Origin of the sequence: Mesorhizobium sp. M8A.F.Ca.ET.165.01.1.1 (genome assembly GCF_004792065.1) — a bacterium.
Classification (GTDB): Bacteria; Pseudomonadota; Alphaproteobacteria; order Rhizobiales; family Rhizobiaceae; genus Mesorhizobium.
The window spans coordinates 58,948-85,471 of the sequence record NZ_SRTH01000005.1; the positions used below are offsets into that span (position 1 = coordinate 58,948).

At 63.5% G+C, this 26,524-nt stretch carries 26 protein-coding genes and 1 tRNA gene; 6 read left to right on the forward strand and 21 right to left on the reverse strand.

What is annotated here, in order from left to right; all coding sequences use genetic code 11:
* Window positions 1-80 precede the first annotated feature (80 nt).
* Complete coding sequence (locus tag EN808_RS16180; RefSeq protein WP_127870074.1) at window positions 81-947, forward strand: NAD(P)-dependent oxidoreductase; 867 nt, start codon at window positions 81-83, stop codon at window positions 945-947.
* Here EN808_RS16180 and EN808_RS16185 read toward each other — a convergent pair.
* From EN808_RS16185 to EN808_RS16195, 3 genes are all read right to left on the reverse strand, one after another.
* On the reverse strand, window positions 944-1,237 hold the full coding sequence (locus tag EN808_RS16185) for a type II toxin-antitoxin system RelE/ParE family toxin (protein WP_127276902.1): 294 nt from the start codon (window positions 1,235-1,237) through the stop codon (window positions 944-946). The genes EN808_RS16180 and EN808_RS16185 overlap by 4 nt on opposite strands.
* Entirely contained in the window at window positions 1,234-1,473 is a 240-nt protein-coding gene (locus tag EN808_RS16190) for a type II toxin-antitoxin system ParD family antitoxin (RefSeq protein ID WP_245464295.1), read from the reverse strand. Before EN808_RS16190 ends, EN808_RS16185 begins: the two co-directional genes overlap by 4 nt.
* Window positions 1,474-1,870: 397 nt before the next feature.
* Entirely contained in the window at window positions 1,871-4,114 is a 2,244-nt protein-coding gene (locus EN808_RS16195) for an OmpA family protein (protein WP_135916362.1), read from the reverse strand.
* A gap of 198 nt (window positions 4,115-4,312) precedes the next feature.
* Here EN808_RS16195 and EN808_RS16200 point away from each other — a divergent pair, with 198 nt between their 5' ends.
* Together EN808_RS16200 and EN808_RS16205 are read left to right on the forward strand one after the other, a co-directional pair.
* The gene (locus EN808_RS16200; protein WP_135916532.1) at window positions 4,313-4,759 is read left to right on the forward strand and encodes a YcgN family cysteine cluster protein; all 447 of its coding nucleotides are present in this window, start codon (window positions 4,313-4,315) and stop codon (window positions 4,757-4,759) included.
* 250 nt (window positions 4,760-5,009) lie between these two features.
* Window positions 5,010-5,369 (forward strand): hypothetical protein, encoded by a 360-nt coding sequence (locus EN808_RS16205; RefSeq protein WP_127276908.1) that lies wholly within the window; start codon window positions 5,010-5,012, stop codon window positions 5,367-5,369.
* Between the two features lie 200 nt (window positions 5,370-5,569).
* On the opposite strand, the gene EN808_RS16210 is transcribed toward EN808_RS16205, so the two are convergent.
* Window positions 5,570-6,280 (reverse strand): SIMPL domain-containing protein, encoded by a 711-nt coding sequence (locus EN808_RS16210; protein WP_135916363.1) that lies wholly within the window; start codon window positions 6,278-6,280, stop codon window positions 5,570-5,572.
* Between the two features lie 134 nt (window positions 6,281-6,414).
* Between EN808_RS16210 and EN808_RS16215 the strand changes: the two genes are divergently transcribed.
* Window positions 6,415-6,490, forward strand: a tRNA-Ile gene (locus EN808_RS16215).
* 178 nt (window positions 6,491-6,668) lie between these two features.
* On the opposite strand, the gene atzF is transcribed toward EN808_RS16215, so the two are convergent.
* Genes atzF through EN808_RS16255 form a run of 8 tightly spaced genes read right to left on the reverse strand, consistent with a single transcriptional unit; the run spans window position 6,669 to window position 14,963 of the window.
* Complete coding sequence (gene atzF / locus EN808_RS16220) at window positions 6,669-8,489, reverse strand: allophanate hydrolase (protein ID WP_135916364.1); 1,821 nt, start codon at window positions 8,487-8,489, stop codon at window positions 6,669-6,671.
* Window positions 8,486-8,836, reverse strand: coding sequence for a cupin domain-containing protein (locus EN808_RS16225; RefSeq protein ID WP_135916365.1), 351 nt, complete (start codon window positions 8,834-8,836; stop codon window positions 8,486-8,488). Before EN808_RS16225 ends, atzF begins: the two co-directional genes overlap by 4 nt.
* On the reverse strand, window positions 8,829-9,497 hold the full coding sequence (locus EN808_RS16230) for a cysteine hydrolase (protein WP_135916366.1): 669 nt from the start codon (window positions 9,495-9,497) through the stop codon (window positions 8,829-8,831). Before EN808_RS16230 ends, EN808_RS16225 begins: the two co-directional genes overlap by 8 nt.
* Window positions 9,497-11,026, reverse strand: a complete 1,530-nt coding sequence (locus tag EN808_RS16235; protein WP_135916367.1) for an ABC transporter ATP-binding protein — start codon at window positions 11,024-11,026, stop codon at window positions 9,497-9,499. The genes EN808_RS16230 and EN808_RS16235 overlap by 1 nt, the downstream gene beginning before the upstream one ends.
* 10 nt (window positions 11,027-11,036) lie before the next feature.
* Window positions 11,037-11,738, reverse strand: a complete 702-nt coding sequence (locus EN808_RS16240) for an isochorismatase family cysteine hydrolase (protein WP_135916368.1) — start codon at window positions 11,736-11,738, stop codon at window positions 11,037-11,039.
* A 31-nt stretch (window positions 11,739-11,769) separates the two neighbouring features.
* The gene (locus tag EN808_RS16245) at window positions 11,770-12,696 is read right to left on the reverse strand and encodes an ABC transporter permease (protein WP_127278475.1); all 927 of its coding nucleotides are present in this window, start codon (window positions 12,694-12,696) and stop codon (window positions 11,770-11,772) included.
* Window positions 12,696-13,793: an ABC transporter permease gene (locus EN808_RS16250; protein WP_135916369.1), complete on the reverse strand. Its 1,098-nt coding sequence runs from the start codon at window positions 13,791-13,793 to the stop codon at window positions 12,696-12,698. The genes EN808_RS16245 and EN808_RS16250 overlap by 1 nt, the downstream gene beginning before the upstream one ends.
* A gap of 42 nt (window positions 13,794-13,835) precedes the next feature.
* Window positions 13,836-14,963 carry a BMP family ABC transporter substrate-binding protein gene (locus tag EN808_RS16255; protein ID WP_135916370.1) on the reverse strand — a complete coding sequence of 376 codons (1,128 nt, stop codon included), beginning with the start codon at window positions 14,961-14,963 and terminating at the stop codon, window positions 13,836-13,838.
* A 335-nt stretch (window positions 14,964-15,298) separates the two neighbouring features.
* On the opposite strand from EN808_RS16255, the gene EN808_RS16260 reads away from it, so the two are divergent.
* Window positions 15,299-15,970 (forward strand): GntR family transcriptional regulator, encoded by a 672-nt coding sequence (locus tag EN808_RS16260; RefSeq protein ID WP_127278478.1) that lies wholly within the window; start codon window positions 15,299-15,301, stop codon window positions 15,968-15,970.
* A gap of 75 nt (window positions 15,971-16,045) precedes the next feature.
* Here the strand turns inward: EN808_RS16260 and EN808_RS16265 are convergent, their stop codons facing one another.
* The 9 genes from EN808_RS16265 to EN808_RS16305 all read right to left on the reverse strand — a co-directional run bounded on the left by EN808_RS16265 (window position 16,046) and on the right by EN808_RS16305 (window position 24,631).
* The gene (locus EN808_RS16265; protein WP_127870087.1) at window positions 16,046-16,957 is read right to left on the reverse strand and encodes an ABC transporter permease; all 912 of its coding nucleotides are present in this window, start codon (window positions 16,955-16,957) and stop codon (window positions 16,046-16,048) included.
* Entirely contained in the window at window positions 16,954-18,054 is a 1,101-nt protein-coding gene (locus EN808_RS16270) for an ABC transporter permease (protein WP_127870088.1), read from the reverse strand. The genes EN808_RS16265 and EN808_RS16270 overlap by 4 nt, the downstream gene beginning before the upstream one ends.
* The gene (locus EN808_RS16275) at window positions 18,051-19,574 is read right to left on the reverse strand and encodes an ABC transporter ATP-binding protein (protein WP_135916371.1); all 1,524 of its coding nucleotides are present in this window, start codon (window positions 19,572-19,574) and stop codon (window positions 18,051-18,053) included. Before EN808_RS16275 ends, EN808_RS16270 begins: the two co-directional genes overlap by 4 nt.
* A 2-nt stretch (window positions 19,575-19,576) precedes the next feature.
* On the reverse strand, window positions 19,577-20,671 hold the full coding sequence (locus tag EN808_RS16280; RefSeq protein ID WP_189343778.1) for a BMP family ABC transporter substrate-binding protein: 1,095 nt from the start codon (window positions 20,669-20,671) through the stop codon (window positions 19,577-19,579).
* A gap of 39 nt (window positions 20,672-20,710) precedes the next feature.
* Window positions 20,711-22,090 (reverse strand): amidohydrolase, encoded by a 1,380-nt coding sequence (locus tag EN808_RS16285; protein ID WP_135916372.1) that lies wholly within the window; start codon window positions 22,088-22,090, stop codon window positions 20,711-20,713.
* A gap of 1 nt (window position 22,091) precedes the next feature.
* A complete protein-coding gene (locus EN808_RS16290) occupies window positions 22,092-22,751 on the reverse strand; it encodes a glutathione S-transferase family protein (protein ID WP_135867300.1) in 660 nt (219 codons plus the stop codon).
* Window positions 22,748-23,593, reverse strand: coding sequence for an aromatic ring-hydroxylating dioxygenase subunit alpha (locus EN808_RS16295; protein WP_135867301.1), 846 nt, complete (start codon window positions 23,591-23,593; stop codon window positions 22,748-22,750). Before EN808_RS16295 ends, EN808_RS16290 begins: the two co-directional genes overlap by 4 nt.
* Window positions 23,590-24,240, reverse strand: coding sequence for a Rieske (2Fe-2S) protein (locus tag EN808_RS16300; RefSeq protein ID WP_135916373.1), 651 nt, complete (start codon window positions 24,238-24,240; stop codon window positions 23,590-23,592). The genes EN808_RS16295 and EN808_RS16300 overlap by 4 nt, the downstream gene beginning before the upstream one ends.
* 157 nt (window positions 24,241-24,397) lie before the next feature.
* On the reverse strand, window positions 24,398-24,631 hold the full coding sequence (locus EN808_RS16305) for an acylphosphatase (RefSeq protein WP_127276597.1): 234 nt from the start codon (window positions 24,629-24,631) through the stop codon (window positions 24,398-24,400).
* Between the two features lie 910 nt (window positions 24,632-25,541).
* Between EN808_RS16305 and EN808_RS16315 the strand changes: the two genes are divergently transcribed.
* Window positions 25,542-26,468 (forward strand): transcriptional regulator, encoded by a 927-nt coding sequence (locus EN808_RS16315; protein WP_127276601.1) that lies wholly within the window; start codon window positions 25,542-25,544, stop codon window positions 26,466-26,468.
* The last annotated feature ends 56 nt before the right edge of the window (window positions 26,469-26,524 follow it).

A 26,524-nucleotide genomic window follows, 5' to 3' on the forward strand; every position in this document is an offset into this window, starting at 1 on the left:
CTTCCTGTCGCAAGCTCTTGTATCCCGCCGCGGCGCGGGCAAGGATCGCGCCGACGAAAAGTTGCAGGGAGGCGAAGAAAATGTCGCTCGAGGGAAAGACGCTGTTTATCTCCGGCGGGTCGCGCGGCATCGGGCTGGCGATCGCGCTGCGCGCCGCGCGCGATGGCGCCAATGTGACGATCGCGGCCAAGACCGCCGAGCCGCATCCGAAGCTGCCGGGCACGATTTACAGCGCGGCGCAAGAGATCGAGCAGGCCGGCGGCAAGGCGCTCCCGGTGCTGTGCGACATTCGCGAGGAAGCGCAGGTGGCCGACGCGGTCGCCAAAACCGTCGAGAAATTCGGCGGTATCGATATCTGCGTCAACAATGCCAGTGCCATCCAGCTCACCGGCACGCTGGAAACCGACATGAAGCGCTATGATCTGATGCATCAGATCAACGCGCGCGGCACCTTCCTCGTGTCCAAAATGTGCATTCCGCACCTGAAGTTGGCTAAAAACCCTCACATCCTGAATCTGGCGCCGCCGCTCGACATGAAGGCGAAATGGTTCAAGAACCACGTCGCCTACACCATGGCCAAGTTCGGCATGTCGATGTGCACGTTGGGCATGAGCGCGGAATTCGCCAGGGATGGCATCGCGGTCAATTCGCTGTGGCCGATCTCGACCATCGACACGGCGGCGGTGCGCAATCTCCTGGGCGGGGCGACCGTGGCGGCGATGAGCCGCTCGCCCGATATCATGGCCGACGCCGCGCATGCGATCTTCATGCGGCCGTCGCGCGAGGCAACAGGCAATTTCTACATCGACGAGGAGGTGCTGCGCGCCGAGGGCGTCAACGATTTCTCGGTCTATGCGCCCGGGGCTACCGGACCGCTGGCGGGAGATTTCTTTGTGCCGGACGAGGTGTTTGCGAATTCCGATACGAAGATCAGGACAGCCTTCTAGAAATGCCTGGGATAGTCCATGCGCTGATGCAAAATGCGTACGACGTTGATGGATCCCTGGCCCATTCGCAGAAACACCACGTGTGACCCGACGGCATACTTCAACAAATCCGGACGGATATTCGAGGCGCTTCTCGCGATCGTTGGGAATTGATCTATAAGTTTGACCACGGAGTGGATGGTGCGGATATACGCCTCCGCTCGCTCCGCGCCCCATTCACCTAAGGAATGGTCCCATATGGCGTCCAGGTCTGCTTTCGCCTTCGGTGAAAACCGGACGGTCCGCTTCACCGGTGTTTCTTGGACTTGAGAAAAGCCTCGATGTCGAATGGCTCGGGATCGCCAGAGTTGTCCCCCTCATCAATAGCAGCCCGAAGCTGCTCAAGCTTCAGTTCCTGTTCTTCCAAAAGACGCAGGCCTGCGCGAACGGCTTCGCTGGCTGAGCCGAAGCGGCCGCTCGCGATCTGTCGCTGGATAAAGGCGTCGTACTGATCACCCAATGTGATGGACGTGTTCTTGGGCATCATCAATCTCCGATACCAATAGATGGTATCAATTCGTCGGAAAGTTGACAAGCATTGGAGCGCGGTCTCTCATTCACGCCTGCCTTGCTCAGGCCCCTCAGCCGGCGTTGGCAGCGTATTCGGCCACCAGACCATCGTTAGATGGGCTTGAAGCAAAAAACCCCGCCGGAGAGGGCCGGCGGGGCTCGATGCGTCCCGCTGGAGTCGGGACGGGGCAGGGAACGCCCAGTGCAGAATCTGGGGTGCGAAGCCCGGTGATTCAATGAGCCGGCTCCAAGGGCTGTACAATTCTTGTTGACCCGGCAGCGCTGCTGCCAGTTCCAGCCCATCCCGGTGACCGGGATGAGCTGCTATTGCCGACCTGATTCCAGAAATCACCGCAAGGCGCTGGAAACGCAGGTCAATTGTTGCTCGCCACCGGCGCCACCAGCGAGGTGATGCGACGGATGGCGACGCGCCTGTTCTCGCGGTTGGGCGCCGAGGTGTCGACCTTCAGATACTCCTCGCCATAACCCTGTGTCGTCAGATTCTCGGGCGGGATGCCGAAGGCATTGGTCAGCGCTTCCGCAACCGCTTCGGCACGGCGATCCGACAGTGCAAGGTTCGCCTCCGGCGTTCCGACGGCGTCGGTATGGCCCTCGATCAGGAAGGTCTCGGCTGGGTTCTTCTTCAGCAGTTTCTCCATGGCGTTGGCGACGCCCTCCAGTTTCTGCACCTCGGTGTCGGAGATCGAAGAAGAGCCGAATTCGAAGTTCAGCGTGTCGAGGTCAATGCGCCGAGCAATGTCACGCACGCGGGCCGAACGCTTGACCTCGTTGATCGAATAGAGGCGCTGCACCTTCTCCACCGGCGGCTGTTCGAGGAAGGTATAGTAGTCGTCGTCGCTTTCGACATCCTCGGAATCGAGAATGTAATCCCGGCGCGGGATGGTCAGCCGGATCGGCGGCAGGTCATCGCCGGGATCGCGCCAGTCGTTTTCGTCCTGGTAGCTGCGCTCGTCGACATAGCTCAGCACATATTCGCGACCGTCGGGCGCGATGCGCGACCGCTGCAGAATGTCGCCGTAGCGGTTGCGGATGGTGACGATCCGGAAGCCATTGTCGCGCTCGACCGTCTCGCGCGTGCGGCCCTGCGGCAGGTCCTCGTAGTAGACGTCCTTGGCGCCGCGGGTCAGGCGCGGGCGATCATTGCTCTGGACGAACGTCTGATCGTTGAACTGGATGATGACCCGGTCACCGATCTCCTTGAGCACGTCGACGCCCTTGGGCCGGCGGCGATCACGAATGTCCTCGTCAGGCGCGCGCTCGAGGCGCTTGCCCTGCTCCTGAGTCACAGGCACGATCTTTTCGGGCCTGATCGCCTCCTGGGCGGTCCTATCGTCCGTTGGGGGCGGACCCTGATCCACCGGCGCCACTACCGGCTTGCGGCCCTGGTCACCGCCCTGCTGGGCATTCTGCCCGCCATTTTGCTGCCCACCATTCTGCTCTTCGCCATTCTGGTTGGCGGGCTTGCGGCCGCCCTGGCCATTCTCGCCGCGACCCTTGCGCTTGGCATCCTTCTGGCTGTCGAGGATGGGGGCGGCGTTCTTGTCGGCGGGTGCTTCCCCCTGAACGGGGTTTTCGCCCTGGACAGGCGCGGCCTTCCCGCCGGTGGCGGGCTGCTCTCCCGTCGCCGGCTGTTCGCCGGTGGCGGGCTGTTTGCCGGTCAGCGGCTGTTCGCCGGTCGCAGGCTGCTCACCGGTCGCCGGCGGTTCGCCAGCCGGTTTCCTGCCGTGTTTCTTCGTCTTGTCCTGCGACTGCTCGCCCTGGGCGGCAGGCTGCTCGCCGGCGGGGGCCGGTTCAACCTTCGGCGTCGCTTCGCCGGCAGGAGCTTCCTTGGGCGTCGGGGCGGTCTCCGGCACGGCGGCCGGCGCCTCTTTCTGCTGATCCTGCTTGTGTTTCCTGCCGGGCTTGACCGGCTGGTTGTCGTTGGCGGGCGCTGCCTCGCCGGCGGGCGCCTGTTCGGTCTGCTGCTGCTGGTCGCGCTTCTTCTTGCGCGGCTGCTGCTCGTCGGTGGCGGGCGCTGCCTCGCCGGCGGGCGCCTGTTGGGTCTGCTGCTGCTGGTCGCGCTTCTTCCTGCGCGGCTGCTGCTCGTCGGTGGCCGGCGCTGCCTCGCCGGCGGGCGCCTGCTCGGCCTGCTGCTGCTGGTCGCGCTTCTTCCTGCGCGGCTGCTGCTCGTCGGTGGCGGGCGCTGCCTCGCCGGCGGGCGCCTGCTCGGCCTGCTGCTGCTGGTCGCGCTTCTTCCTGCGCGGCTGCTGCTCGTCCGTCGCCGGCGCTGCCTCGCCGGCCGGTGCCTGCTCAGCCTGCTGCTGCTGGTCGCGCTTCTTCTTGCGCGGCTGCTGTTCTTCGGCCGCGGGGGCGGGCTTCTCGGCGGCGGGAGCGGACTCCGTCTGCTGCTGCTGCTCGCGCTTCTTCTTGCGCAGCTGTTCCTGGTCGCTCTGCCCCTGATCGGTGGGCGTGTCCTGCGCCAGGATGATCAGCGGCGTCGCGCCGCGCTGCATGGGGCCGAACGCGGCTGTCCCCTGGAGCGGGGACGCGCCTAACGGCGCGGATGCCATCAACAGGCCAAGGGCTGTGCCTGCCAGAATCCGTGGTTGGCGTTTCATCGAAATTCTCCTTGTGGGGTCCCATCCTTGCCGAAACCGCTTTTAACGAAATTGGTTCCAGCGGCGCATCGTTAGGGGCCGTACGGGGCTATTGGCCGGCCTTTTGAAGGCAAATTCGTGTCATTCGAACGAGTTACCGCGCCATTTCCCGCTCTTGCAGCGCTTGACCTCGGCGGCGGCTGGGGCCACATGCCGGAAATGGAAACGCCGTTCTGGAAAACCAAGACGCTGGAAGAGATGAGCCCCACGGAGTGGGAATCGCTCTGCGACGGCTGCGGCAAGTGCTGCCTGTCGAAGCTCGAGGACGAAGACACCGGCGAAATCTACTGGACCAGCGTCGGCTGCCGGCTGTTCGACGCCGAAAGCTGCCGCTGTGCCGACTATGCCAACCGACTGGCGCGCGTTCCCGATTGCGTCGGGCTGACGCCGCGGAATGTGCGCACCATCAGCTGGCTGCCCAGCACCTGCGCCTACCGGCTGGTGGCCGAGGGCCGCGACCTCTACTGGTGGCACCGGTTGGTATCGGGCAGTGCCGAGACCGTACACGAGGCCGGCATCTCGATGCGCGGCCGGGTCAAGGCCAGCGAGACCGACCTTGCCGAGGCGGAAGACTATTTTGACTATATGCTCGACGACGAGCCCTGACGCGCGGACATCGGCAGGAGTTTGCCTGTCGGGAACAAGGACGAGGGAGGCGTTTGGCGCGGATATTGTTTGAATGCCGGCAAGGGATTTGGCCGGCGGGGGATTTGCAAATGACCGGGGCTTTGCCCCGCCGGCGCCAGATGAACCGCAGATGAACGGGCAGTTCGTAAACAGTTCAGGCAGGCCAGTGCATTCTCCCGCCATCGGTTTCACGAGGACGGGCGCAAGCCCGCAACAAGGAGAGAGAACCATGTACACCACCATCAAGACGGCAGCGCTTTCGGCGCTGGTCGGCCTCGGCGCGCTGACGGCCATTCCCGCCCATGCCGACAGCCTCTATCTCGGCTTCGGCAACAACCAGGATCCGCGCTTCGGCGTCTATGCCGGCGACGACGGCTATCGGCATCGCCGCGACGACTGGCGCCGCGACGGCTGGCGCCGCGGCTGCTCGCCGGATCGCGCCCTCGACAAGGCCGAGCGCATGGGCCTCTACCGAGCCCGCATCGTCGATGCCAACCGTCGCGTGGTCAAGGTGATGGGCCGTCAGGACGGCGACCGTGTCGTCATCGTGTTCGCCAACGAGCGCGGTTGCCCGGTCATCTATCGCTGAGGCTTAGGCCTGGAGGCTGATCTTCTGCGAAGACCAGCCTGGAGACACGACCTTCCATGAAGGTCGGTCTGGACTAGCGGAGCCCCTGTCCCATTGGGCGGATGCGGCTCGAAAAAACCCCGCGGGAGCGATCCCGCGGGGTTTTTCATGCGGGCCAAGGGGCGGACGATGGCCGGCAGGGCGGCCATCCACTCAACCGGTTACTTCAGTTCGAAGGTAACGGTGACCTGGACATTGTAGGCGTTCTCGCCGGCCTGCACCGGCGCTGCCCCGGCCGCGGCGTCGAAGGCCTTGGCGTTGATCGGCATCGGCGCCGGCCTGATGTTCTGATCCGTGATCTCGAGCACCCGGCCGAGGCTGACGCCGGCCGCCTCGGCCAGCGTCCTGGCCTTGGCCGTGGCGTCGGCGACAGCCTTCTTGCGCGCCTCGGTGACGGTGGCCGCCGGATTGTCATTGGTGAAGGCGATGCCGCCGCCCTGGTTGACGCCGAGCGACACCGCCTTGTCGAGGACCTCGCCTGTCTTGTCGACGTCGCGCACGCGCACCGAAAGCGTATTGGTCACCTGATAGGCGACGAGTTCGGCCTCCTGGCTGCCGTCGGGCTTGTTGGTGTAGTTGTAGCGGGGGTTGATCTGGATGCCCGCGGTCTGCAGGTCGCGATCCTTGATGCCTGCGGCCTTCATCGCGGCGATCACGGCGGCCATGGCGTCATTGTTGGCGTCGAGCGCGGCGCGCGCCGTCTTGGCTTCGCGCATGACGCTGAGCGTCAGGATCGCCAGATCGGGGGCTACGGTTGCTTCGCCCTCGCCGGACACGATGATGCGGGGCGGCGTCGGCAGATCGGTGGCTCCAGCCATCGCCGGAAAGGCGATTGCAGCGGCGAGCGCGAGGGGCAAAAGACGTTTGGTCATGAAAATCTCCTTGGTCTGCGATCAGGTCGCAAGGGTCGCGTAGAGCGCGATTATGGGTTGATTTGGGCGATCTGCGAAAGCCCGCCGGTAAAGCCTTGTGCGGCGATGCGAAAAACATTAATCCAGCCCGCGTGGGGCCTGTAGCTCAATGGTTAGAGCCGGCGGCTCATAACCGCTTGGTTGGGGGTTCGAGTCCCTCCGGGCCCACCAAAAGACCCATTTAAGTAGTTGATTTTGATAGATATTTCAGAGGCGGCCCACAACGTGGACTCGAACCCCTCTTTCTGACCAGAACTACCCGGCGATTTTCCTTGCGATCTCGGAATCGCTTGGTCATTAAGTTCACCTTCGCCGTTTCCTGAAGCAGACATCGTCGGAGACTGCGTTTCTAGGTCGCGAGAATGTTGGCCCTTTCTTGGTCGCGTCTTACAAAACTGCGCCACCCGCCATAGGCGGAGATATCGGCGGCGTCAGTCAGGCCGGCGGTTTCCACCAAAAACCCCTTGGCTGCGCTGCCATCCTCGAGTTCGATCGTTCCTACGCCCAGCGGTGGGGGGATGGCGGCGACGAATCGTCCGAACGCCTCCGGACCCAGCCGCCAGACCTCGACGTCTATTCGCATTCCATCCCTGGAGACTCGGACAAGGCCCGGCTTGGGCACGGATTGGCCGGCAAGCGCGTAGAGCCGGTAGGCAGGTGTGGTTTTCGTTACTCTCGAGAATTGGGCGCCTAGGTCCCTTAGCTGACCGTTGAGCGGCATCCCCGACAGATGCGCGCCGACCACCACCAGATCAATCGTCTGGTCCTGTGCAACGTTGCCAGGCAAGGCACTCCCCGGCTGCGCCCAGCCGGTCGCGCCGAGCGGAAGAGCGCTCATGGCATGAACGTCGCGCGCGAGCGACGCCGTGAGCCAATCCTTGCCCACCATACCCAGCAGGGTCACGCTCATCGGCAGCCCATCGTCGCGCTTGCCGGTCGGCACGGCGATGCCGCACATATCGAGCAGATTGACGAAATTTGTATAGGTACCGAGCCGACTGTTGGTGGTGATCGGATCGGCAAGCACCGCCTGGAGAGCGTAATGCGTTGGTGCCGTCGGCACACAGAACAGGTCGACAGAGGCGATGATCGGGGCGAGCTTGGCCTTGTAGGCCTGAAGCGCATAGAGGCCGTTGAAGGCATCGGCCGCTGACAGGCCGCGCGCGCCGCCAATGATTTTGCGCGTTACCGGATGCATTGCGGCTTCGTTGGCGTCCATGAAGTCGCGGATCGCCGCGTAGCGTTCGGCAACCCAGGCTCCTTCATAGAGAAGATTTGCGGTGGCGTAGAAATCGGCGAACGGAATTTCGACCAGCCGGCAACCAAGCTTTTCCAGCAAGCCAAGCGCCGCCTCAAAGCCCCTCTGCATCGATGCGTCGCGGAAGAATTTCAAATCCGCCTTCTGCGGCACGCCGACCGTCAGCACGGGTGGGCGAGCGGCAAGCGCCGGCACCTTGATGGCGCGCGAATAGGCATCGGCCGGGTCCTTGGCCGCCGCCACGCCGTACACTGCGTAGGCATCGTCTACGGTGAGCGCGAATACCGAGATGCAGTCGAGCGTACGGCAGGCTGGCACAACGCCGGCGGCCGAAAGCGCGCCGACCGTCGGCTTCAGCCCGACGATGTTGTTGAGGCCGGCGGGGATGCGGCCGGAGCCGGCGGTGTCGGTGCCAAGCGCGAAGGAGACGATGCCGCGCGCTGTCGCCACCGCCGACCCGGACGAGGAGCCGCCCGGCACTAGACTGGCATCGACGGCGTTCCTCGGGATCGGATAGGGCGTGCGCACACCGACCAGACCGGTGGCGAACTGGTCGAGATTGGTCTTGCCGACCACCAGCGCCCCGACAGCCTTCAGCCGCGCCACCACGGTTGCGTCCTTGTCTGGTATGTAGGCATATTCGGCGCAGGCGGCGGTTGTCGGCATGCCGGCGACATCGATGTTGTCCTTGACCGCGAACGGCACGCCCCACAGAGGCTTGGCCACCGGATCGAACGGTCCGAGCTTTTGCGCCTGCGCCAGCATCTCCGCCTTGGCGGCGAGATGAATGAAGATGCCGGGATCGTCAGCCGCCTCGATGCGGGCGTGGACTGTATCGACCATGTCAGCAACGCTGACGCCGGCCGCATAGGCCGCGTGCAGGCTGCCAATGTCGAAGTGGATCTCGCTCATGTGGCCTCCCCCAGAATGATCACCGGCAGGTCCCATTGGATCAGCACGACGCAGCCGTCCTTGGTCCACACCGAATGCTCGGTCCCCACCGGATTCAGGACGACGTTGCCGGCCTGATAATTGCCATTCTCGTCGCTCTGCGTGCCCTCGAGCACGACGATGGTTTCGAGCCCGACATGGCGGTGGCGGGGCACGGCCGCGCCGGACTGGTATTTCAAGATTGCGACCGAGGGTTCGACTGGTCCGCCCTTGAGCAGCCAGTGCACCGTGATGCCTTCGCGAAAAGGCTCGAATGCCAGCTCGCGCCAGCCGCCACCGACGAGGCCGGCAAAACTCAGATTAGCCATCGGCAAGTCCTTGCAGCACCTGGTCGGTCGTCGCCGTCCAGCCGACGATGGCGCCCTGCGCGCGGATCATGGCGATGGCCGCCGCCTTGAACTCGGGAAAATAGCTTTCCGTCGCATCTTCGGCGAGCAGGCACTCATAGCCGCGATCATTGGCCTCGCGCATCGTCGTCTGGACGCAGACTTCGGTGGTGACGCCGGCGAAAACCAGTTGCCGCGCGCCGAGCCGCTTCAGTTCCTCATCAAAACTGGTCGCGTAGAAGGCGCCTTTGCCCGGCTTCTCGATGACGACCTCGCCGGGCAGCGGCGCCAGCTCGTCGAGGATCGCCGTTCCCGGCTCGCCAACGATCAGCACGCGGCCCATCGGCCCGACATCGCCGATGCGGATCGACGGATTGCCGCGGTCGCGCTTGGCAGGCGGCAGGTCGGAGAGGTCCGCCCTGTGGCACTCCATCGTGTGGATCACCGGCAGGCCGGCGGCGCGGAACCCCTCGATCAGTCTCTTCACCGTCGGCACGATCGCGGTGACCCGGCTGACATCGTTGCCGAGGCTGGCGCCAAAACCGCCCGGCTCGGCGAAGTCGCGCTGCATGTCGATGACGACCAGCGCCAGGGAGTCCGGATTAAACGCAAAGACGAAAGGCTGCGCATCGATTTCGGCCATCAATGATGTCCCGCCATATGTTCGCCGATGGTCTGCACGCTCGCCCCGGCGATCGGCGTCTCGTAGACCAGCGCGCCGTCCGACATGACGAAAATGCGGTCCGACAGTTCCAGCAGTTCGTCGAGGTCTTCCGACATCAGCAACACGGCAGCACCCGCATTGCGCGCCTTCATGATGCGGGCGCGGATTTCGGCCACGGCCGAGAAGTCGAGGCCGAAGCAGGGATTGGAAACAATCAGCAGATCGACCCCGCCGGTCAGTTCGCGCGCCAGCACCGCGCGCTGCACATTGCCGCCTGACAGCGAGGCGATGGGCGACGACAGCGATGCGGTCTTGACCTTGAACTGTTCGACTAGCCTGGCGCTGAAAGCACGGATCGCACTGGCATTGATCCAGCTCACCGGTCTGCCATTGCCGTCCATGTCGAAGGTGCGAAAGGAGATGTTCTCGGCCACGGTCATTTTCGGCGCGCAAGCATTCTTCAGCGGCTCCTCGGGAATGAGCCGGACATTGAGCGCGCGCGCCTCGGCCCGCGTCGCTGCGTAGGTGGCGCCGCGCACAAGCACCTCGCCGGCCTCGCGCGGGCGCTGACCGGCCAGCACTTCCAGAAACTCCTTCTGGCCGTTGCCGGAAATACCGGCGATGCCGACGATCTCGCCCGATCGCACACCGAGATCCTCGATGCGGATCGACTTCAGCCCGGTTCGATCCGGCGCCTTGAGCGATTTGACCTTGAGCACGATCTCGGCATCGGGTTTTGGCGCCGCACGGCTGTCAAGGGCGGCGATCGGCTGGTCGCCGATCATCATCGCGGCCATCGCCTTATGGTCCAGGTCGGCGACGCGGCCCGTTCCCGTCAGCCTGCCCTTGCGCAGCACGCTGACATCGTCGGCGAAGGCGGTCACCTCATGGAATTTGTGCGAGATCATCAGCACGGTGAGGTCGCCGGCTTTCGTCATGTCGCGCACAAGCCCCAGCACCTCTTGCGCCTCGCCGGGCGTCAGCACCGAGGTTGGCTCGTCCAGCACCAGGAAGGAGCGGCCAAGATAAAGCTGCTTGATGATTTCGAGCTTCTGCTTTTCGCCAGCAGCAAGCTCCGCGACCTTGACGTCGAGCGGCAGCTTGAACGGCATGCGCTCCATGAACACGGCAAGGTCGCCGCGCTCCTTGCGCCAGTCGATGATGCCAGGAACCTTCTCGCGCGAGATGACGAGGTTTTCCGCCCCTGTCAGCGACGGCACTAGGGTGAAATGCTGGTAGACCATGCCGAGCCCAAGCGCCGAAGCGTCGCGCGGACTGGCGATTGCCACCTCGCGGCCGTCGACCAGCATGTCGCCTGATGTCGGGTGATAAAAACCCATCATGCATTTGACCAGCGTCGACTTGCCGGCGCCATTCTCGCCAAGCAGCGCGTGAAAGGAACCTGCCGGCACTTTCACCGACACGGCGTCCAGCGCGGTGAAGCCGCCGAAGCGCATGGTCATGCCGATGGTTTCGACGCCGACGGCTTTTCGGACGCTGTCGCTCATCGCGGCCTCCTCATGGCAACTGAGCCACGAGCGCCGTCGAATTCGACACCGTGCCGAAGACGCCGCCTTGCATCTTGATCATCTTGATCGCCGCCAGATGGTTGCCGTGGTCGGTCGCCCCGCAACAATCCTCCAGCATCATGCATTCATAACCGCGGTCATTGGCCTCGCGCATTGTGGTGTGCACGCAGACATCCGTGGTGATGCCGGTCAGTACGATGTTCTCGATGCGGCGCTGGTTGAGGATCAGCTCCAGGTCGGTGGCGCAGAACGAGCCTTTGCCAGGCTTGTCGATGATCGGCTCCCCCTCGATCGGGTAGAGGTCGGGGATGATGTCCCAGCCCGGCTCGCCGCGCACCAGGATGCGCCCGCACGGGCCGGCATCGCCGATACCGGCATTGATGCGGCGCGAGCGCCAGCGCTTGTTGGCCGGCAGGTCGGCGAGATCAGGCCGATGGCCTTCCCGCGTGTGGATGATGGTGTAGCCCTTCGCCCGCATGGCTGACAGCACTGACTTGATCGGCTCGATCGGTGCGCGCACCAGCGATAAATCGTAACCCATATGGTCGACATAGCCGCCTGGCCCGCAGAAATCGGTTTGCATGTCGATGATGATCAGCGCCGTATTGTCGGGCCGCAGGTCACCATTGTAGGGCCACGGATAGGGCTCGGCATCGATGGTGTGTTGGGTGATTTCGGCTCTGGCGTTCATAGGCAAAACTCCAGTCATTTGGTGCCAAGTCTCATTTGGTGATCGACAATTCGCCTGGCGCGCCGGCAAGCGTTCGTGTCGGCGAGGAGGTGACGATCATGATGATGAGGGTGAGGATGTAGGGAGCGGCGTAAAACAGGTAGTAGCCTTGCGTGACGCCGACCGATTGCAGCGCCGGGCCGAGCGCGCCGGCTCCGCCGAACAAAAGGGCCGCGGCAAAGCAGCCGAGCGGGTTCCAGCGCGCGAAGATGACCAGCGCCACCGCCATCAGACCCTGGCCTGACGAGATGCGCTCGGTCCAACTGCCGGGATAGTAGAGCGATAGGTAGGCGCCGCCGATGCCGGCCAGCGCGCCGCCGACGCCGGTGGCGAGCAGCCGCACCGTGTCGGGGTTGAGGCCCATGGCGCGTGCTGCATCGGAACTGTCACCGACGACACGCACTATGAGGCCGGCGCGCGTGTTGCGGAACGCCCACCACAGTATGACGGAAAGCACCGCGCCGATCAGGAACAGCACGTTGACGTCGAGCGCCGCCTGCACCTGCGGGATATCGGACCAACCGCCGAACGGAATGGCCGGCAGGTTGGGCGCCTTCGGCTTGATGAACGGCTTGCCGAAGAAGAAGGCGAGGCCCGAGCCGAACAGCATCAGCGCGATGCCGATGGCAATGTCGTTGACCCCACGAAATTTGCAGATCCAGCCATGGAACAGGCCGAAAAACAGGCCGGCGAAAGCTGCGGCAAGCAGGCCGAGCCACGGCGAGTTGGTCATCACCGCGACCGCATATGCGGTCATGGCGCCGAAGACGAGCGTGCCTTCCAGCCCCAGATTGATGCGGCCGGAACGCTCGGTGATCGCCTCGCCCAGCGAGACGAAGATGAAGGGCGTCGACACGCGGATGGCGCCGCCCAGAATGGCCAGCGGCACGCCCCAGAGGCCGATCTCGGTCGCGTCCATCAGGAGGCCCTTTTCCAGAGGTCGGGATTGAAGGCCTTGAAGCGGCCGTAAAAGGTTTCGCTGAACAGGATGACGATGAAGATCATGCCTTGCAGCACCAGCACCGTGGCGTCGGGCAGGTCCATGCGGCGCTGGATCAACCCGCCCGAGGCGTCGATGCCGCCAAGCAGGATGGCAACCGGAATGATGGCCAGCGGGTTGTGGCGGGCGAGGAAGGCGACGAGGATGCCGGTGTAACCATAGCCGGCGGCGAGCGAGGCATTGGCGCTGCCTTGCACGGCGGCGACCTCCAGCATGCCGGCAAGCCCGGCGAAGCCGCCCGCCAGTGCCGTGAAGCCGACGATGAGCGGTCCGACGGCCAGCCCCTGCACCTGTGCCGCGCGCACATTACCGCCGGCGATGCGCGCGGCAAAACCCCAGCGGGTCTTTTCGATGAGCACCCAGGAGAGAACGCAGGCGACCACGCCAACGACCAGCCCCCAATGCACGTCCATGCCCGGAATGTTGCCGATGCGGTAGATGTCCGCCAGCGGCTGGGTCGAAGGTTTGTTGAGCGAGGCCGGGTCGCGCAGCGGCCCTTCCACCAACTGGTTCATCAGCGCGATGGCGATGTAGGCCATCAGCAGGCTGGAGATGGTTTCGTTGACGGCCCGGTAGTGGCGCAGCGCGCCGACGGCACCGATCCAGATGCCGCCGGCGGCCATGCCCGCCACGCCCATGGCAAGAATGACGATTGACGATGGCGAGCCGCTGAGCGCCACGCCGATGGCAGCAGCACCAACGCCGCCCAGCACGATGGCGCCCTCACCGCCGATGACGACGAGGCCAAGCCGCGCCGGGAGTGCCACGCAGAGCGCCGCCAGAAGCAGCGGTGCGGCCCGCGACAGCGAGTTCTGGATCGAGAACCAGGAGCCGAAGCCGCCCCGCCACATGGTCTCGTAGAGCAGGATCGGCGACTTGCCGACCAGTGCGATGAACAGGCTGAACAGCGCCATGCCGACGACAAGTGCTGCGAGCGGAATGACGAAGGCTTCCGCCCGCCGCGCGATCCATTCCAGCACCGGAGGATATCCCCTGGCGCCAAAGAGTGCCGGCATGCCGGCCCCTGTCACCGTGTCCACCACCGTCCCACCCCCAGATCAGGCGGTCGAGCCGACGACGCCCTCGACCAGATAGTCCATGCTTTCGAGCTCGATCGCTGTCTCCGGGAAAGCCTGCCCCGCAGTGGCGACGACGGCGCCCTTGTTGCTCTTCAGCGGTCCCTTGATGACGGCGAAGCCGCCCTTCATCATTTCAGCCAGGGTGGCGTCGAACTGCTTGCGGCCTGCTTCGCCGACGGCGGGCCCTAGCGGGCTCATCTTGACGAAGCCGTCGGCAAGGCCGCCACGCGTGAAGTTGGGCAGTGGCGTGCCGATCGTCAGGTCGTCGACGAACATCTTGTAGACCTTGGCCCAGTTCCACTCTGCGCCGGTGAGATATTTTTCAGGCGCCAGCGGGCTCTGGTTGGCGTGATAGCCGCAGACGAAAGCGCCGCGTCCGGCCGCCGTCTCGACCACCACTTTCGGGCTGTCGACATGGCAAGTGATGACGTCGGCGCCTTGGTCGACCAGCGCATTGGTGGCTTCTGCTTCCTTAACCGCCAGAGACCACTCGCCGGTGAAGATGACCTGGCAAGTGATGGTCGGATCGACCGAGCGCGCGCCGAGCAGGAAGGAGTTGATGTTGAGCAGCACCTGCGGAATGGGCTTGGCCGCGACGAAGCCGAGCTTCTTGGTCTTTGAGGTGTGGCCGGCGACAACGCCGTTGAGATACTGGCCCATGCCGATATAGCCGAAATAGGAGCCGGCATTCATCGGGTGCTTCGCCTTGTCCCACATGCCGCCGCAATGGCGGAACTGCACGTTGGGGAATTTCGCGCACATGGCCAGCATGTGGGGGTCGAAGTAGCCGAAAGAGGTCGGGAAGATCAGCGAGGCGCCGTCGAGATTGATCATCGATTCCATCGTCTTCTGGACGTCGACCGTCTCCGGTACGTTCTCCTCCTCCACGACAGTAATGCCCTCGATGGCCTTCAGCGTCGCCGCACCTTCGGCATGCGCCTGGTTGTAACCATAGTCATCCTTCGGCCCGACATAGATGAAGCCGACGGTGGCGCTGGCGGCAAAGGCCCTGCTGACGGGAAAGGCCGCGGACGCAAGCCCGAGTGCCGCTCCGGCGGCGGAGGTCTTGAGCAGCTGGCGGCGGCTAAGCAAGAATCGGTCGGTCATTTTTTATACTCCCCTGTAGGACCTTTTCCGGGTCGGTTAACGCCTTCTCAAGAAAGTGCATGCAATTGCTATGCCAATCCAGAAATTAAAATTTACCCAATAAAATCAGTAATAATATCTTTTGGGATTGCACAATCGAAAGGCAACTGCATGCACTTTTTGCCTTGAAATCAGACAATTTGACAGGAAGATTAAAATATAGGCATACAGGGTACGACTGAGTCGGAAGCGGACTTTCGTTCGGCCGGTTCATGGTCTGGAAATGAAAACGGAGGCTTGGAGGAGGCGTGTCGGGAAAGCGCAGCTTGGTCCGATTGGGAACGACCGTTGATCAGATGGTGAGGGCCATCGGCGACCGCATCGTCACCGGCGTACTGCGCCCTGGTGAAAAGCTCGACGAAACCTCGCTTGCCGCCCGCTTCGAGGTGTCGCGCACCCCTGTGCGCGAGGCGCTCGGACAGCTAAGCGCCATGGGTCTGGTTGAAAGGCGACCGAACAGAGGCGCCATCGTCGCCGTCGTCACCCAGGAATATCTCACCTCGATGTTCGAAAGCATGGCTGAACTTGAAGGCATATGTGCGCGCTTCTGCGCCGAGCGCATGACCGTCAGCGAGCGCCGCGCGCTCGAGGCCGAGCACGAGGCCTCGGCACGGCTGGTGCGGCTGGGCGCCGAGGAAGACTATGAATATTTCAACACCGAGTTTCACAGCCGGCTCTATCGCGGCGCTCACAGCACGCACATCTATGAGCTGACAGCGACGACGCGCAGCCGTCTTGCCCCTTTCCGGCGTGCCCAGTTCAGGTTGGCCGGACGCCTTGCCAAATCCTGGCAGGAGCATGACGCCATTGTCACCGCGATCCTGCGTGGCGACAGTGCCGCTGCGGGGGCGGCCGCAAAGGACCATGTCGCAATCGTCAGCGTGGCAAGCGCAGTTTTTGCCGTCGGTGAGCAGCCAAGTGGCCCAAGAGCAGCAACGCCATTCGCCGCCACCTTATCAGGCAAATGACCTGAGCTTCTGAGGCTCATCCACTTTCGAGTATGTTGGCCCCTGAGGCCTGCTCACAAGCGGCATTGGAATTGCTCAGTGTTCGAAAGGCTCTCCCAGCGAAGCCACGCCGTTGAGCTTGAGCAGGCGCCGGTTCGAGGAAATGACGCCCAGCACGACGATTGTCACGAGATAAGGCAGGCTCGACAGAAGTTGCGAGGAAACGTCGAGCCCGGTCGCCTGGGCCGCGAGGCTTGCCAGGGAGACGGCGCCGAAAAGGCAGGCGCCGAGGAAGATACGGCTGGTGAGCCAAGTGCCGAAGACCACGAGCGCGATCGCGATCCAGCCGCGCCCGGCGATCATGCCATCGGCCCAGAGCGGAGTGTAGACCACGGCCGCGTAGGCACCGGCGAAACCCGCAAACGCGCCGCCGAAAGCGACAGCGGCGAAGCGCACGGCAATCACCGGATAGCCCAGCGCATGGGCCGCCTTGGGATTCTCGCCGACGGCGCGCACGACAAGGCCGGTCTTGGTGTAGGCGAATATCGCCCAGATGGCGACGGTCACGGCCAGCGAGAGCCACACGATGACGTCCTGAGCGAAGAGGCCGCCGATGACCGGGATATCTGAAAGCCAGGGCAATGAAAGCTTCGGCAGGCCCTTGACCGTAAGGCTCTCATAGCTCTTGCCGAACAATGCCGAGAGGCCCTGGCCGAGTATGCCTATAGCGAGTCCCACCGCGACCTGGTTGGCGCGGAACCCCAGCGCGATGATGGCAAAGACAAGGGAAAGAGCCGCGCTGGCGAGGCCCGCGGCGAGGAAACCCAGGAGGTGACCGCCGCCGTGATAGACGATGATGAAGGCGACGACCGCTCCCATGGCCATCATTCCCTCCACGCCGAGATTGAGGACGCCGGCCCGCTCGGCCACCATTTCGCCCAGCGCGGCCAAAAGGAACGGCGTGGCCGCCGCCAGCATTCCGGCGACGATGAACTCGACGGCATTCATGGAGTGCTTCCGTGAGCGGCATGGCGCCATTCGAGCCGGTAGCGGACGAAGGCCATGGCGACGAGATAGGCGAGCAGCAGGCTGCCCTGGAAGACCCGGACAGCGGCGATCGGCAGATTTGCCGAGACCATGGCGTTGTCGCCGCCGATATAGAGGGCCGCCATGAGCAGCGCGGAAAAAACGATGCCTATCGGGTGAAGGCCACCGAGATAGGCCACGATGATGGCGGCGTAGCCGTAGCCGGTCGAGATGGAGCGCTGCAACTGGCCGAGCGGCCCGGCCACCTCGGCAGCCCCGGCGAGGCCAGCCGCTAAGCCACCGATGAGGAGCGAAAGCCAGATCGCGCGTCCTTCGTTGAAGCCGGCGTATCCGGCCGCGCGCGGCGCAAGGCCGCCGACCTGCAGCTTGTAGCCGGCGAAACTCCTTTGCATGAAGACCCAGGCCGCGAGGGAGAACGCGAAGGCGATAAGCAGCGAGACGTTGACGCGGGTGCCGGGGATCAGGATCGGTACCATCGCGTCGTACTGGAACATCACCGACTGCGGGAAGTTGAAGCCGGCCGGGTCCTTCCAGGGGCCAAGAAGCAGATAGTTGAGAAGTTGCGCCGCAACGAGCGCCAGCATGAGCGACACGAGAATCTCGTTTGCGTTGAGCCGCACGCGCCAGAACGCCGTGAGCGAGGCCCAAAGCGCGCCGCCCAGCGCGCCGAGGACGAGCATGGCGGGCCAGATCCACTGACCTGTTGCCTGCGGGAGCCAAATGGGAATGGCCGACGCGAAGATCGCGCCGAGGATGAACTGGCCCTCGGCGCCGATGTTGAAGATCTTTGCGCGAAAGCCGATGGCAAGCCCCTGCGCAATCAGCAACAGCGGCCCCATCTTGAGCAGGACTTCCGAAAACGAGGCCCAGGACAGGAAGGGCTCAAGAAGCATCGCTTGGAAAACGGCGACCGGATCGCGGCCCATCAGGAGGTAGAGCCCGAGATTGAGCAGCGTCGCCGCGCCGAGTGCCGCGGCCGGTGCGGCCAGCTTGATTGCTGGCGAGGCGTGTTCACGTCGAATCAGCACGGGAAGGGAGGGTCGGAACGAAGCGCTCATGCGGGGATCTTTTCGGCCGTCGAATGCGCGCCGATCATGTAACGGCCGATCTCCTCGGGCCTGGTGTCGCGCGTCACTAGCGGCGCGCTCAGCCGACCCTGATGGATCACCTGGATCGCATCGCAAAGCTCGAACAGTTCCTCCAGTTCCTCCGAGATGACCAGAATGGCCATGCCTTCGTTGCGCAGGGCGACAAGGCGCTGGCGGATGGCGGATGCCGCGCCGACGTCCACGCCCCAGGTGGGCTGCGCCACAAACAGCAATTTAGGGGACAGCATAATCTCGCGGCCCACGATGAATTTCTGCAGATTGCCTCCCGAAAGCGCCCCCGCCTCGGCCTCGGGACCCGGTGTACGCACGTCGTACTGCCGCACGCAGTCTTCTGTGAAGGCCTTCGCACGGGCCGCGTCGACGAGGCCGCGTTTCAAGAGGCCGGAGGGATGTGCGGTCAGCAGGCTGTTGAGGACGAGCGACATTTCGGGCACCGCGCCACGGCCCAGCCGTTCCTCCGGAACGAAGGCGAAGCCCAGCCGCCGGCGGGCAGCCGCATCGAGCGCGCCGACATCCTTTCCCATGATGAAGATACGCTGTGACTGTTCGCGCGGCAGCATCGTCTCGCCCGAGATCAGCGCGGCGAGTTCGCTCTGCCCGTTACCCGAGATGCCGGCGATGCCGAGGATCTCGCCCGCCCGGACCGTCAGGCTGACATCGGAAAGCGCCGCGGCGAAGGGATCGTCGGGTCGATGGTCGAGGCCGACGATTTCAAGGCGCTTTTCCCCGCCGGAATGTGCGACTGCCGGCATGGGCTGCGGCATGTCGCGGCCGATCATCATGCGGGCGAGGTCGTGCGCGTCGTGGTCGCGGGGATCCACATTGCCGGTGATGCGACCGCCGCGCAGGATGGTCGCGCGGTCGCAGACCGCACGGATTTCCTCCAGCTTGTGCGAGATGAAAAGGATGGACACGCCGCCGTCGCGCAGCCGCCGCAATGTCTCGAAAAGCTTCTCCACCGATTGCGGTGGCAGGACGGAGGTCGGTTCGTCGAGGATCAGGAGCTGCGGTTCGGTCATCAGGCAGCGGATGATTTCCACCCGCTGCCGCTCTCCAACCGAGAGCGCGTGGACATGGGCGAGCGGATCGACTTCCAGGCCGAAGTCGCGGCCGAGCTTGCAGATGCCTTGCGCAAGGTCCGATTTCCTCCCGGGCACGACCAGCCGGACGTTCTCCACCACCGTCAGCGTCTCGAACAACGAGAAATGCTGGAAGACCATGCCGATCCCCTTGCGCCTCGCATCCGCCGGGGACGCGAGCGCCAGGGGGTCTCCTTTCCAGGTCGCTGTTCCGGCGTCCGGCTGCTCGACGCCGTATATGAGCTTCATCAGCGTCGATTTGCCCGCACCGTTCTCTCCGAGGATCGCGTGGATAGAGCGCGGAGCCACGTCCAGATCGATGTCCCGATTGGCATGGATCTGGCCGTAGCTCTTGGAGATGCCGCGCAGCGACAGGAGCGGGGCGGTCATGGTTACTTGGGCAGCGGCGTGGTGACACCCTTGACGTGCCAGTCCATGGCGACGATCTCGGCCACGGCCATAGTCTTGCCGGCGGGGACGCCTTCGCTGCCGTCGGCCTTGGCGATCGGACCGGCAAAGGGCGAGAAGCTGCCGTCGGCGATCTTGGCTTCGACTTCCTTGATCTTGGTCATGATGTCTGCCGGGATGCCCGGGTTCCAGTCGACGACCTCGACGACCTTGTCGCCGACCCCCAGGAAGGCGCTGGCGCCCTTGAAGGTACCAGCAAAGTGGGCGTCGACCGAGGCTTTGAAGAAGGGCGACCAATCGGTCGCCACGCAGCCGAGATAGGTCTTGGGCGCGTATTTCTTCATTGACGAGTTGAGGTTGAAGGCGGGGATGCCTGCCTCTTCGCAAGCCGCGACGACGGAAGGCGTGTCCTGCGCGTTGGAGAAGATGACGTCGCATTTCTGCGCCAGCAGCGCCTTGGCGGCTTCCTGCTCCTTGGCCGGGTCGAACCAGGAATTCACCCATACGACGGAAACCTCGACATCGGGCTTCACAGCCTGCGCACCCAGCGTGAACGCGTTGATGGAGGTTATCAGCTCGGGGATGGCGAAGGCCGACACCGAGCCGAGCTTGCCCGTCTTCGAAAGCGAGGCCGCCGCCATGCCCATCAGATAGGTGCCCTGGGAATATTGTGCCGCGAAGGGTGAGAAGTTCGGCGCCACCTCGAAACCGGACGCGTGCAGCACGGTGACATCGGGATTGCGGCGCGCGATCTGCAGGGCGCCGTTCTGATAGCCGAAGGAGCCGGCGATGAGGACCTTGTTCCCGTCCGCGACCGCCTTGTTCATGATGCGGTCGGCGTCGGGGCCTTCCTGAATGTTTTCGAGGATGGTGACCTTCACCTTGTCGCCATAGGCGGCCTTGACCGGCTCGAGCCCGTCGGCCAGCGCACGGCCCCAGCCGACGTCGCCGACCGGCGAGGGGACCACCAGCACGATGCCCAGCGGTCCGTCGGCGGCGAGCACGCGGCTGCCCACCGCGGCGACGAGCCCGGTAGCGGCGGCGCCCTTCATCAAGGTTCTGCGGGTAAGATTTGTCAGCATGTCGGTTCCCCTTGCTTTTGGTTTTGGTTTTGGTTGCTAGAATTCCACGGTGGCGAGCGCCGCCTCGGCATGCGCGAACAGCCTTGCCTCGTCGAGCCCGGGGAATTCTCCGTTGGCCCAGACGATGCAGCCGTTGATCATCGTCATGTCGGTCGGCGTGCCGATGCCCACCTTGGCCAGCAGGCTCAGCGGATCATGCCGCGTGCCGACATAGTCCATGCGCCGCGTGTCGATGGCGAACAGGTCGGCGGCCATGCCGGGCGACAGCCTGCCGATATCGCCGCGCCCGAGCAGCGCCGCGCCACCTGTCGTCGCATAGCCGAGGAAATCGACCGGCGGCGGAACCGGGTGGTCGCGTGTCGACGCCGCAAGGCATTGCAGCATGTAGGCTGAATGGATGCAGTGCATCAGGTTGGAATTGTCATTCGAGGCGGCGCCGTCGCAACCCAGTCCTACACTCAGCCCGAGGGCCGACATCGCCGGTATGTCGGTGATTTCGGCGCCGACGAGATAGACCGGCTCCGGGCAGTGCGCCACGCCGGTGCCGATAGCGGCCATCTTGCGCAGTTCGTCGTGGGTCAGTTCCCAGCAATGGGCATAGAAGGCATCCGTCCCGGAGAAACCGATCTCGGCGCAATAATCCACCGTGCGCAGGCCGTGGCGGGCTTGCATGACCAGACTTTCGCCTTCGCCGACATGGGTGTGCATGCGCACCTTGCGGTCGCGCGCCAGCGCTACCGATTCCACGAATGTCTCGCGATAGCAGTTGACCGGCTGGCAGGGCGCGACCACGACCTGACGCATGCTGAACTTACCGTCATCATGGTAGGTGTCGATCAGCCCGGCGCAGTCGGCGATGAACTCGTCCGTCGTTTCCAGCATGGCGTCGGGGATGGTCGAGCCTTCCGATTTCGGCAGCGTGTTGCCGCCACGTCCGGCATGGAAGCGCATGCCGAGCAGTTCGGCCGCCTCGAACTGTCGGTCGATCAGCCTTTTGCCGGCATGCCGCGGAAAGCAGTATTGATGATCGAATGCCGTCGTGCAGCCGTGCTTTATCAATTCCGCCATGGCCGTGACCGATGAGTGATAGAAGCACTCCTCGGTCAGCCGTGAGAAGATGGGATAGATGCGGTCGAGCCATTCGATGACCGACAGCTTCGTCCAGTCCAGATCGGCGCGGTTGCGCACGAAGCACTGAAAGAAGTGGTGATGGGTGTTGACGAGGCCGGGATAGACGAACCAACCGGCGGCGTCCTGCGTGACGGTCCCCACAGGCAACACACCCTTATCCAGGGCTTCGCCGATGGCCCGTACAGCCGGGCCGTCGGTCAACACATCGACGTTGCGGCGGACGCGCGGACCGTCGCCATCGTCCACGATGACCGCGGCACAGTTCTTCAACAGATAACCCGCCATTTCAGGCCTCGCCTACTTCTGGGACGGGCTCGGGTTTGAGCTCATGCAGCCGGTGGATGCCAGGCATCTCGATGAAGCCGTCGAGACCGCGGATGGCCCGCGACCATAGACGGATCGTGGGATAAGGATCGAGCGAGACCTCGCCGTCCGGCGCCAGCGCCACATAGGGGAAACAGGCGATGTCCGCGACCGTCGGCCGGTCCGATGCGAGGAAGCGCTGGCCGCGGATACTCTGTTCTACGAGACCAGCTTCCAATTCCCGCAGGGCTGCCGTCCCCTGTCCCTTAAGGGCATCGATGTTGCCCGGGCGCAGCAGCATCTCGTGCAGGCGCGCCGCCCCCAGGCTTGCTGTCAGTCGATGCGAGAACGAAAGCCATTGTTGGACACGCGCCGCTTGCACGGCCGTATCGTTGCCCAGCCATTGCGGTGCCGCCTTTGTAGCGAGGTAGACAAGCATGGCCGAGGATTCGGTCAGGACGAGGTCGCCGTCCTCAAGGATCGGGATCGAACCCGCCGGGTTGAGCGCCATGAGTTCCGGACCGCGATGCTCGGCACCGGGATGGAAGTCGACGGGCCGGATGCTGAGCTTCACCCCTGCCAGCGCCGCCATCAGGCGCACCTTGTAACAGCTCGGCGACAGCACGTAGTCGTAGAGCTTCATTGCGCCACCAGTTGCGCGCCGTAGGTGTAGCCATGGCGCTTCAGCCAGCGCCGGTAGGCAACCGAAGTCAGGTCGGCTCGCGTGGGAATCTCCATGCCGGGGTCGAGCGGCAGCAACCTCGGGATCTGGTTTTCGAGGATCGACCGGTCCTGGACGAAGATCGTCTGCTGGAAATGGATCAGGTCCGTCATCGGCGTCTCGTCGTCGAACAGCGCCATCCAGGGCCACACGTCACACAGGTCTTCGGCAAGCGGCTGCACGAACAGCGTAATGACGTCCCATTCGCCGGGATGCGGCGGGCAGGTCTTGTAGAGGATCGAGCATGTCGGCGCGGGCACGCGATACATGTACTCCGTCGTTATGCCGCCCTCCGCCGACTTCGCGGCCTGCGGCTGGTAGAACTTCACCTGGGTAGCCCAAACCTCGTCTTCGTCCTCGCGGATTTCGACCTTGTAGTTCTGGACCTCCGTGTGCGGTTCGGAGCCCAATATGTCGGTGTGGACGAATGGAAAATGCGCAATGTCCAGGAAGTTCTCCACCGCGCGCAATGGCGAACAGCGCACGCGAACCACGCCGACATCGACGAGCCGGCGGCCAGGCTGATCGGCCTCGGGGATCGCAAACAGCGGCTTTTTCGGATCGCCGAGCGATGACCAGACATGGCCATAGCGGATGCAGGTTGGGAGGACACGTCCGTTGCCGCCTGTGACCTTGGCGGTTCCGTCTTCGCCGCATCTCACCTCGATGGGCTCGCCCATCAGGGCCGTGCCGCGCCCATGCGCGTCGAGCTGGCTCGCAAGGCCGACCGGATACCATTCGTCGATCATCGCGTTGCGGGTCATTGGACGGCCCCACCGCTCCGAATTCTCTCGGCCGCCCGCCGCAGCGTTTCGGCGGCCCTCGACGCGGCGATCCGTTCGGTCGGATTGGCGTCCTCGCCCACCAGAACATGCATAAGCGTCCGGGCTTCACCATCGGGCGCAAGCAGCAGCCGAAGCGTCAGGCCATCGTTGCTATGGTCGAGCAGGCCTCCCGCGGCCTTCGCGCCCGCGGCCGCCTCCAGCGCCGCGACGTTCGCTTCCACCATCATGGAACGCAGCGGGGCAACGCCGTCGAGCCGCGGCGGAGGGGCAGCGGTTTCGCCGGCGGAAATCCAGATGACACCGTCGCCATCCTCGACATGCTGCGTTGCAACGCGAATCGTGTCCGGCGGAGTCAGCGCCGGATGAGCGGGAATGCGCAGGCAATTTCCCTCCTGAGCATAGCCCCAGCCGTGATAGATGCAGGACAGGGTCTCACCGCGTACAAAGCCGTGGGAAAGGCGCATGCCGCGATGGGGGCATCTGTCCGCAAACGCCGATGCTCGGCCCGAACGGCTTCGCCAAAGCGCAACCGGCCCAGCCGGGGACTGCGCGGGCATTACGGTTCCCGCCGGCAAGTCCGCGGAGAGGGCAACAGGTATCCATGAGCCGGTCGGATAAGGCGGCATACATCAACTTTCAAACAACACCAGCATCTTCCTGAGCGCAGCTTCGCGGTCAAGCATATGCTAATAGGCGGGTCACGTTTGCACAACATTTCCTCACGGGCAATAATGCCCAAAAAAGGTGCATGCACCTTGGCAGGCAGAAGCCGCAGGCCGGAAACTAGCCCGATTCGCTCTCGATCGGCGCCCGATGGATGGCCTCGACCCAGACATCGATTGGTCCAAGCGAGCATCCCATCTCCATCATGTCGATGAGTTCGGCCGGGCCGACAATGTCGAGTTCGATGCGATCGGGACCGGCAACGCATATGGCCTGCGCGAGCCCGAGCTTGGCGGCATGACGCTCGATCCACGGCAGGAAGGATGCCGCCTCCACATCGCCGAGGATCGTCATGCGCTCCCGCCAGGGGAATCGATATTGCTCGCTCACAGAAAACCTCGGCAATGAAACAGATATCTATCTATCTGCATTGTGCTCAATCGCTGATGCATCTAACCAAGCGCCATGAGAAGGTCGAGTGTGGGCTTGTGACCCCTCAGTCGTCTATGACGTCCGCAAAATCCCTGGTCAACATGCGTCCATCGACACTTTGTGAGACAAGACAGACTTACCGCTTGCATTAAAACTGGTCCTGCTGCCCGACCTTGGGTTCGCCAGACCATACGAGAGAATACGAAGGGAATGGGTTGGCGAACCATCCTCTAACATATTGATTTTCCGTGGAAAACGACGCCCCTCCGGGCCCACCATCGTCGTTATTTATCAATGCTTTATGGCCATTTTCTTCCTCGTGTTAGCCAAGTGGGAGGCGGCGAGCCTCCGCGCATCACTTTGATTTTGTTGCCTTACGGTGGGCTGCTGAGGGCTAAGGGCGTCAAGGGATTGACATATCGAGTGCGCGCTGTGCGCGCTTCATCCAACCCCGCTCAAACATGGGACTGGGAAAGTCCTGATCGGCTGAGCATGAGGACCTAGCGCTCATCCTGATCAGACCGACGGATCCGCGCTCAATGATCTCTGTCGGCAAGACGAGCCGTTCTGGGGCGCGCATTTCACCTTTCAAACGGCGCATGAGAAGTTCCGCGACGCTTTTGCCAAGTGCATGGGCATGCTGACGGCCAGGCATTCCCCCGGACCGGTCAACGCAGGCAACGCGCCGCCGTTGTGGCCGTGCTAGTCAACTACTGAATGACGAAGTCGTTACGAAAGATATGCCAGCCAGGAGGTTCAATTCATAACGCCACCGTCTTTATTTGTATCTGATCTGCTGATACATAACCCCGTGTGACGACTGCGGGGCCATATGTCGAATGAAATCATGGTTGTCGATCCGCTTGAGCGGCTTGACTTGTTGAAGAGCCTCGCGAGCGAGGTCCGGGTCCGGATTCTCGATCTGCTGCACCGCAAGGGGCCGAAAAACGTCAATCAAGTGGCCGAAGAACTGGGTCTTCCGCAATCAACGATTTCCGCAAACATCCAGGTTCTTGTCGATGTCGGTTTGATCGAGACGAAATCACAGAAGGCGCGCAAGGGAAGCCAGAAGGTTTGCTATTCGACCTTCTCCGAGTTGGTTGTCGTCTTTAAGGACCGCCCGCCGGCGCAGGATCTCGGCGTCATAGAAGTGGCGATGCCGCTTGGACTCTATACGAGATGCGAAGTCTCCGCTCCCTGCGGCCTGTGTTCAAAAGACGGCGTCATCGGACTTCTCGATGTGCCCGACACCTTCCTCGATCCTGACCGTATGCGGGCAGGGCTGCTGTGGTTCACGCGCGGCTTCGTCGAATACCAGTTTCCCAACAATGCGACGCTTGCCAATGCCAAAGTCGGCGGATTGGAACTGGCGATGGAGCTTTCGTCGGAGGTCCCGGGCACATCGAAGGATTGGCCATCGGACATCACGGTAGCGATCAACGGACACGAGATAGATACCTGGACGGCGCCAGCCGACTATGGCGACAAGCGCGGCAAGCATACGCCCGGCTGGTGGAAGCTGGCCGGATCGCAATATGGCGACCTCACACACTGGCGCGTCACGAACAACGGCACCTATCGCAACAACAACAAGGTTTCCAAATGCTCGCTGGCTGATCTGGAGCTTGAGCGGCACCGCTCGATCCGGATACGAATCGGCGTGAAGGAAGATGCGCGTCACCCCGGCGGCATAAACATCTTCGGTAGCGGCTTCGGCAATTACAGCAACGACATCGTTCTGCGCCTGCTGAAGGCTTGAGAGCGTATTAGGCCCTTGACGGGCGAACGAACTCCGCCCTTAACTGACCCGCGACC

What these genes read in the sequence shown, in the direction of transcription:
- EN808_RS16180 (WP_127870074.1), top strand. Translation starts at nt 81, where the DNA reads ATGTCGCTCGAGGGAAAGACGCTGTTTATCTCCGGCGGGTCGCGCGGC.
- EN808_RS16190 (WP_245464295.1), bottom strand. Translation starts at nt 1,473, where the DNA reads ATGATGCCCAAGAACACGTCCATCACATTGGGTGATCAGTACGACGCC.
- EN808_RS16195 (WP_135916362.1), bottom strand. Translation starts at nt 4,114, where the DNA reads ATGAAACGCCAACCACGGATTCTGGCAGGCACAGCCCTTGGCCTGTTG.
- EN808_RS16200 (WP_135916532.1), top strand. Translation starts at nt 4,313, where the DNA reads ATGGAAACGCCGTTCTGGAAAACCAAGACGCTGGAAGAGATGAGCCCC.
- EN808_RS16205 (WP_127276908.1), top strand. Translation starts at nt 5,010, where the DNA reads ATGTACACCACCATCAAGACGGCAGCGCTTTCGGCGCTGGTCGGCCTC.
- EN808_RS16210 (WP_135916363.1), bottom strand. Translation starts at nt 6,280, where the DNA reads ATGACCAAACGTCTTTTGCCCCTCGCGCTCGCCGCTGCAATCGCCTTT.
- atzF (WP_135916364.1), bottom strand. Translation starts at nt 8,489, where the DNA reads ATGAGCGAGATCCACTTCGACATTGGCAGCCTGCACGCGGCCTATGCG.
- EN808_RS16225 (WP_135916365.1), bottom strand. Translation starts at nt 8,836, where the DNA reads ATGGCTAATCTGAGTTTTGCCGGCCTCGTCGGTGGCGGCTGGCGCGAG.
- EN808_RS16230 (WP_135916366.1), bottom strand. Translation starts at nt 9,497, where the DNA reads ATGGCCGAAATCGATGCGCAGCCTTTCGTCTTTGCGTTTAATCCGGAC.
- EN808_RS16235 (WP_135916367.1), bottom strand. Translation starts at nt 11,026, where the DNA reads ATGAGCGACAGCGTCCGAAAAGCCGTCGGCGTCGAAACCATCGGCATG.
- EN808_RS16240 (WP_135916368.1), bottom strand. Translation starts at nt 11,738, where the DNA reads ATGAACGCCAGAGCCGAAATCACCCAACACACCATCGATGCCGAGCCC.
- EN808_RS16245 (WP_127278475.1), bottom strand. Translation starts at nt 12,696, where the DNA reads ATGGACGCGACCGAGATCGGCCTCTGGGGCGTGCCGCTGGCCATTCTG.
- EN808_RS16250 (WP_135916369.1), bottom strand. Translation starts at nt 13,793, where the DNA reads ATGCCGGCACTCTTTGGCGCCAGGGGATATCCTCCGGTGCTGGAATGG.
- EN808_RS16255 (WP_135916370.1), bottom strand. Translation starts at nt 14,963, where the DNA reads ATGACCGACCGATTCTTGCTTAGCCGCCGCCAGCTGCTCAAGACCTCC.
- EN808_RS16260 (WP_127278478.1), top strand. Translation starts at nt 15,299, where the DNA reads ATGGTGAGGGCCATCGGCGACCGCATCGTCACCGGCGTACTGCGCCCT.
- EN808_RS16265 (WP_127870087.1), bottom strand. Translation starts at nt 16,957, where the DNA reads ATGAATGCCGTCGAGTTCATCGTCGCCGGAATGCTGGCGGCGGCCACG.
- EN808_RS16270 (WP_127870088.1), bottom strand. Translation starts at nt 18,054, where the DNA reads ATGAGCGCTTCGTTCCGACCCTCCCTTCCCGTGCTGATTCGACGTGAA.
- EN808_RS16275 (WP_135916371.1), bottom strand. Translation starts at nt 19,574, where the DNA reads ATGACCGCCCCGCTCCTGTCGCTGCGCGGCATCTCCAAGAGCTACGGC.
- EN808_RS16285 (WP_135916372.1), bottom strand. Translation starts at nt 22,090, where the DNA reads ATGGCGGGTTATCTGTTGAAGAACTGTGCCGCGGTCATCGTGGACGAT.
- EN808_RS16290 (WP_135867300.1), bottom strand. Translation starts at nt 22,751, where the DNA reads ATGAAGCTCTACGACTACGTGCTGTCGCCGAGCTGTTACAAGGTGCGC.
- EN808_RS16295 (WP_135867301.1), bottom strand. Translation starts at nt 23,593, where the DNA reads ATGACCCGCAACGCGATGATCGACGAATGGTATCCGGTCGGCCTTGCG.
- EN808_RS16300 (WP_135916373.1), bottom strand. Translation starts at nt 24,240, where the DNA reads ATGCCGCCTTATCCGACCGGCTCATGGATACCTGTTGCCCTCTCCGCG.
- EN808_RS16305 (WP_127276597.1), bottom strand. Translation starts at nt 24,631, where the DNA reads ATGACGATCCTCGGCGATGTGGAGGCGGCATCCTTCCTGCCGTGGATC.
- EN808_RS16315 (WP_127276601.1), top strand. Translation starts at nt 25,542, where the DNA reads ATGTCGAATGAAATCATGGTTGTCGATCCGCTTGAGCGGCTTGACTTG.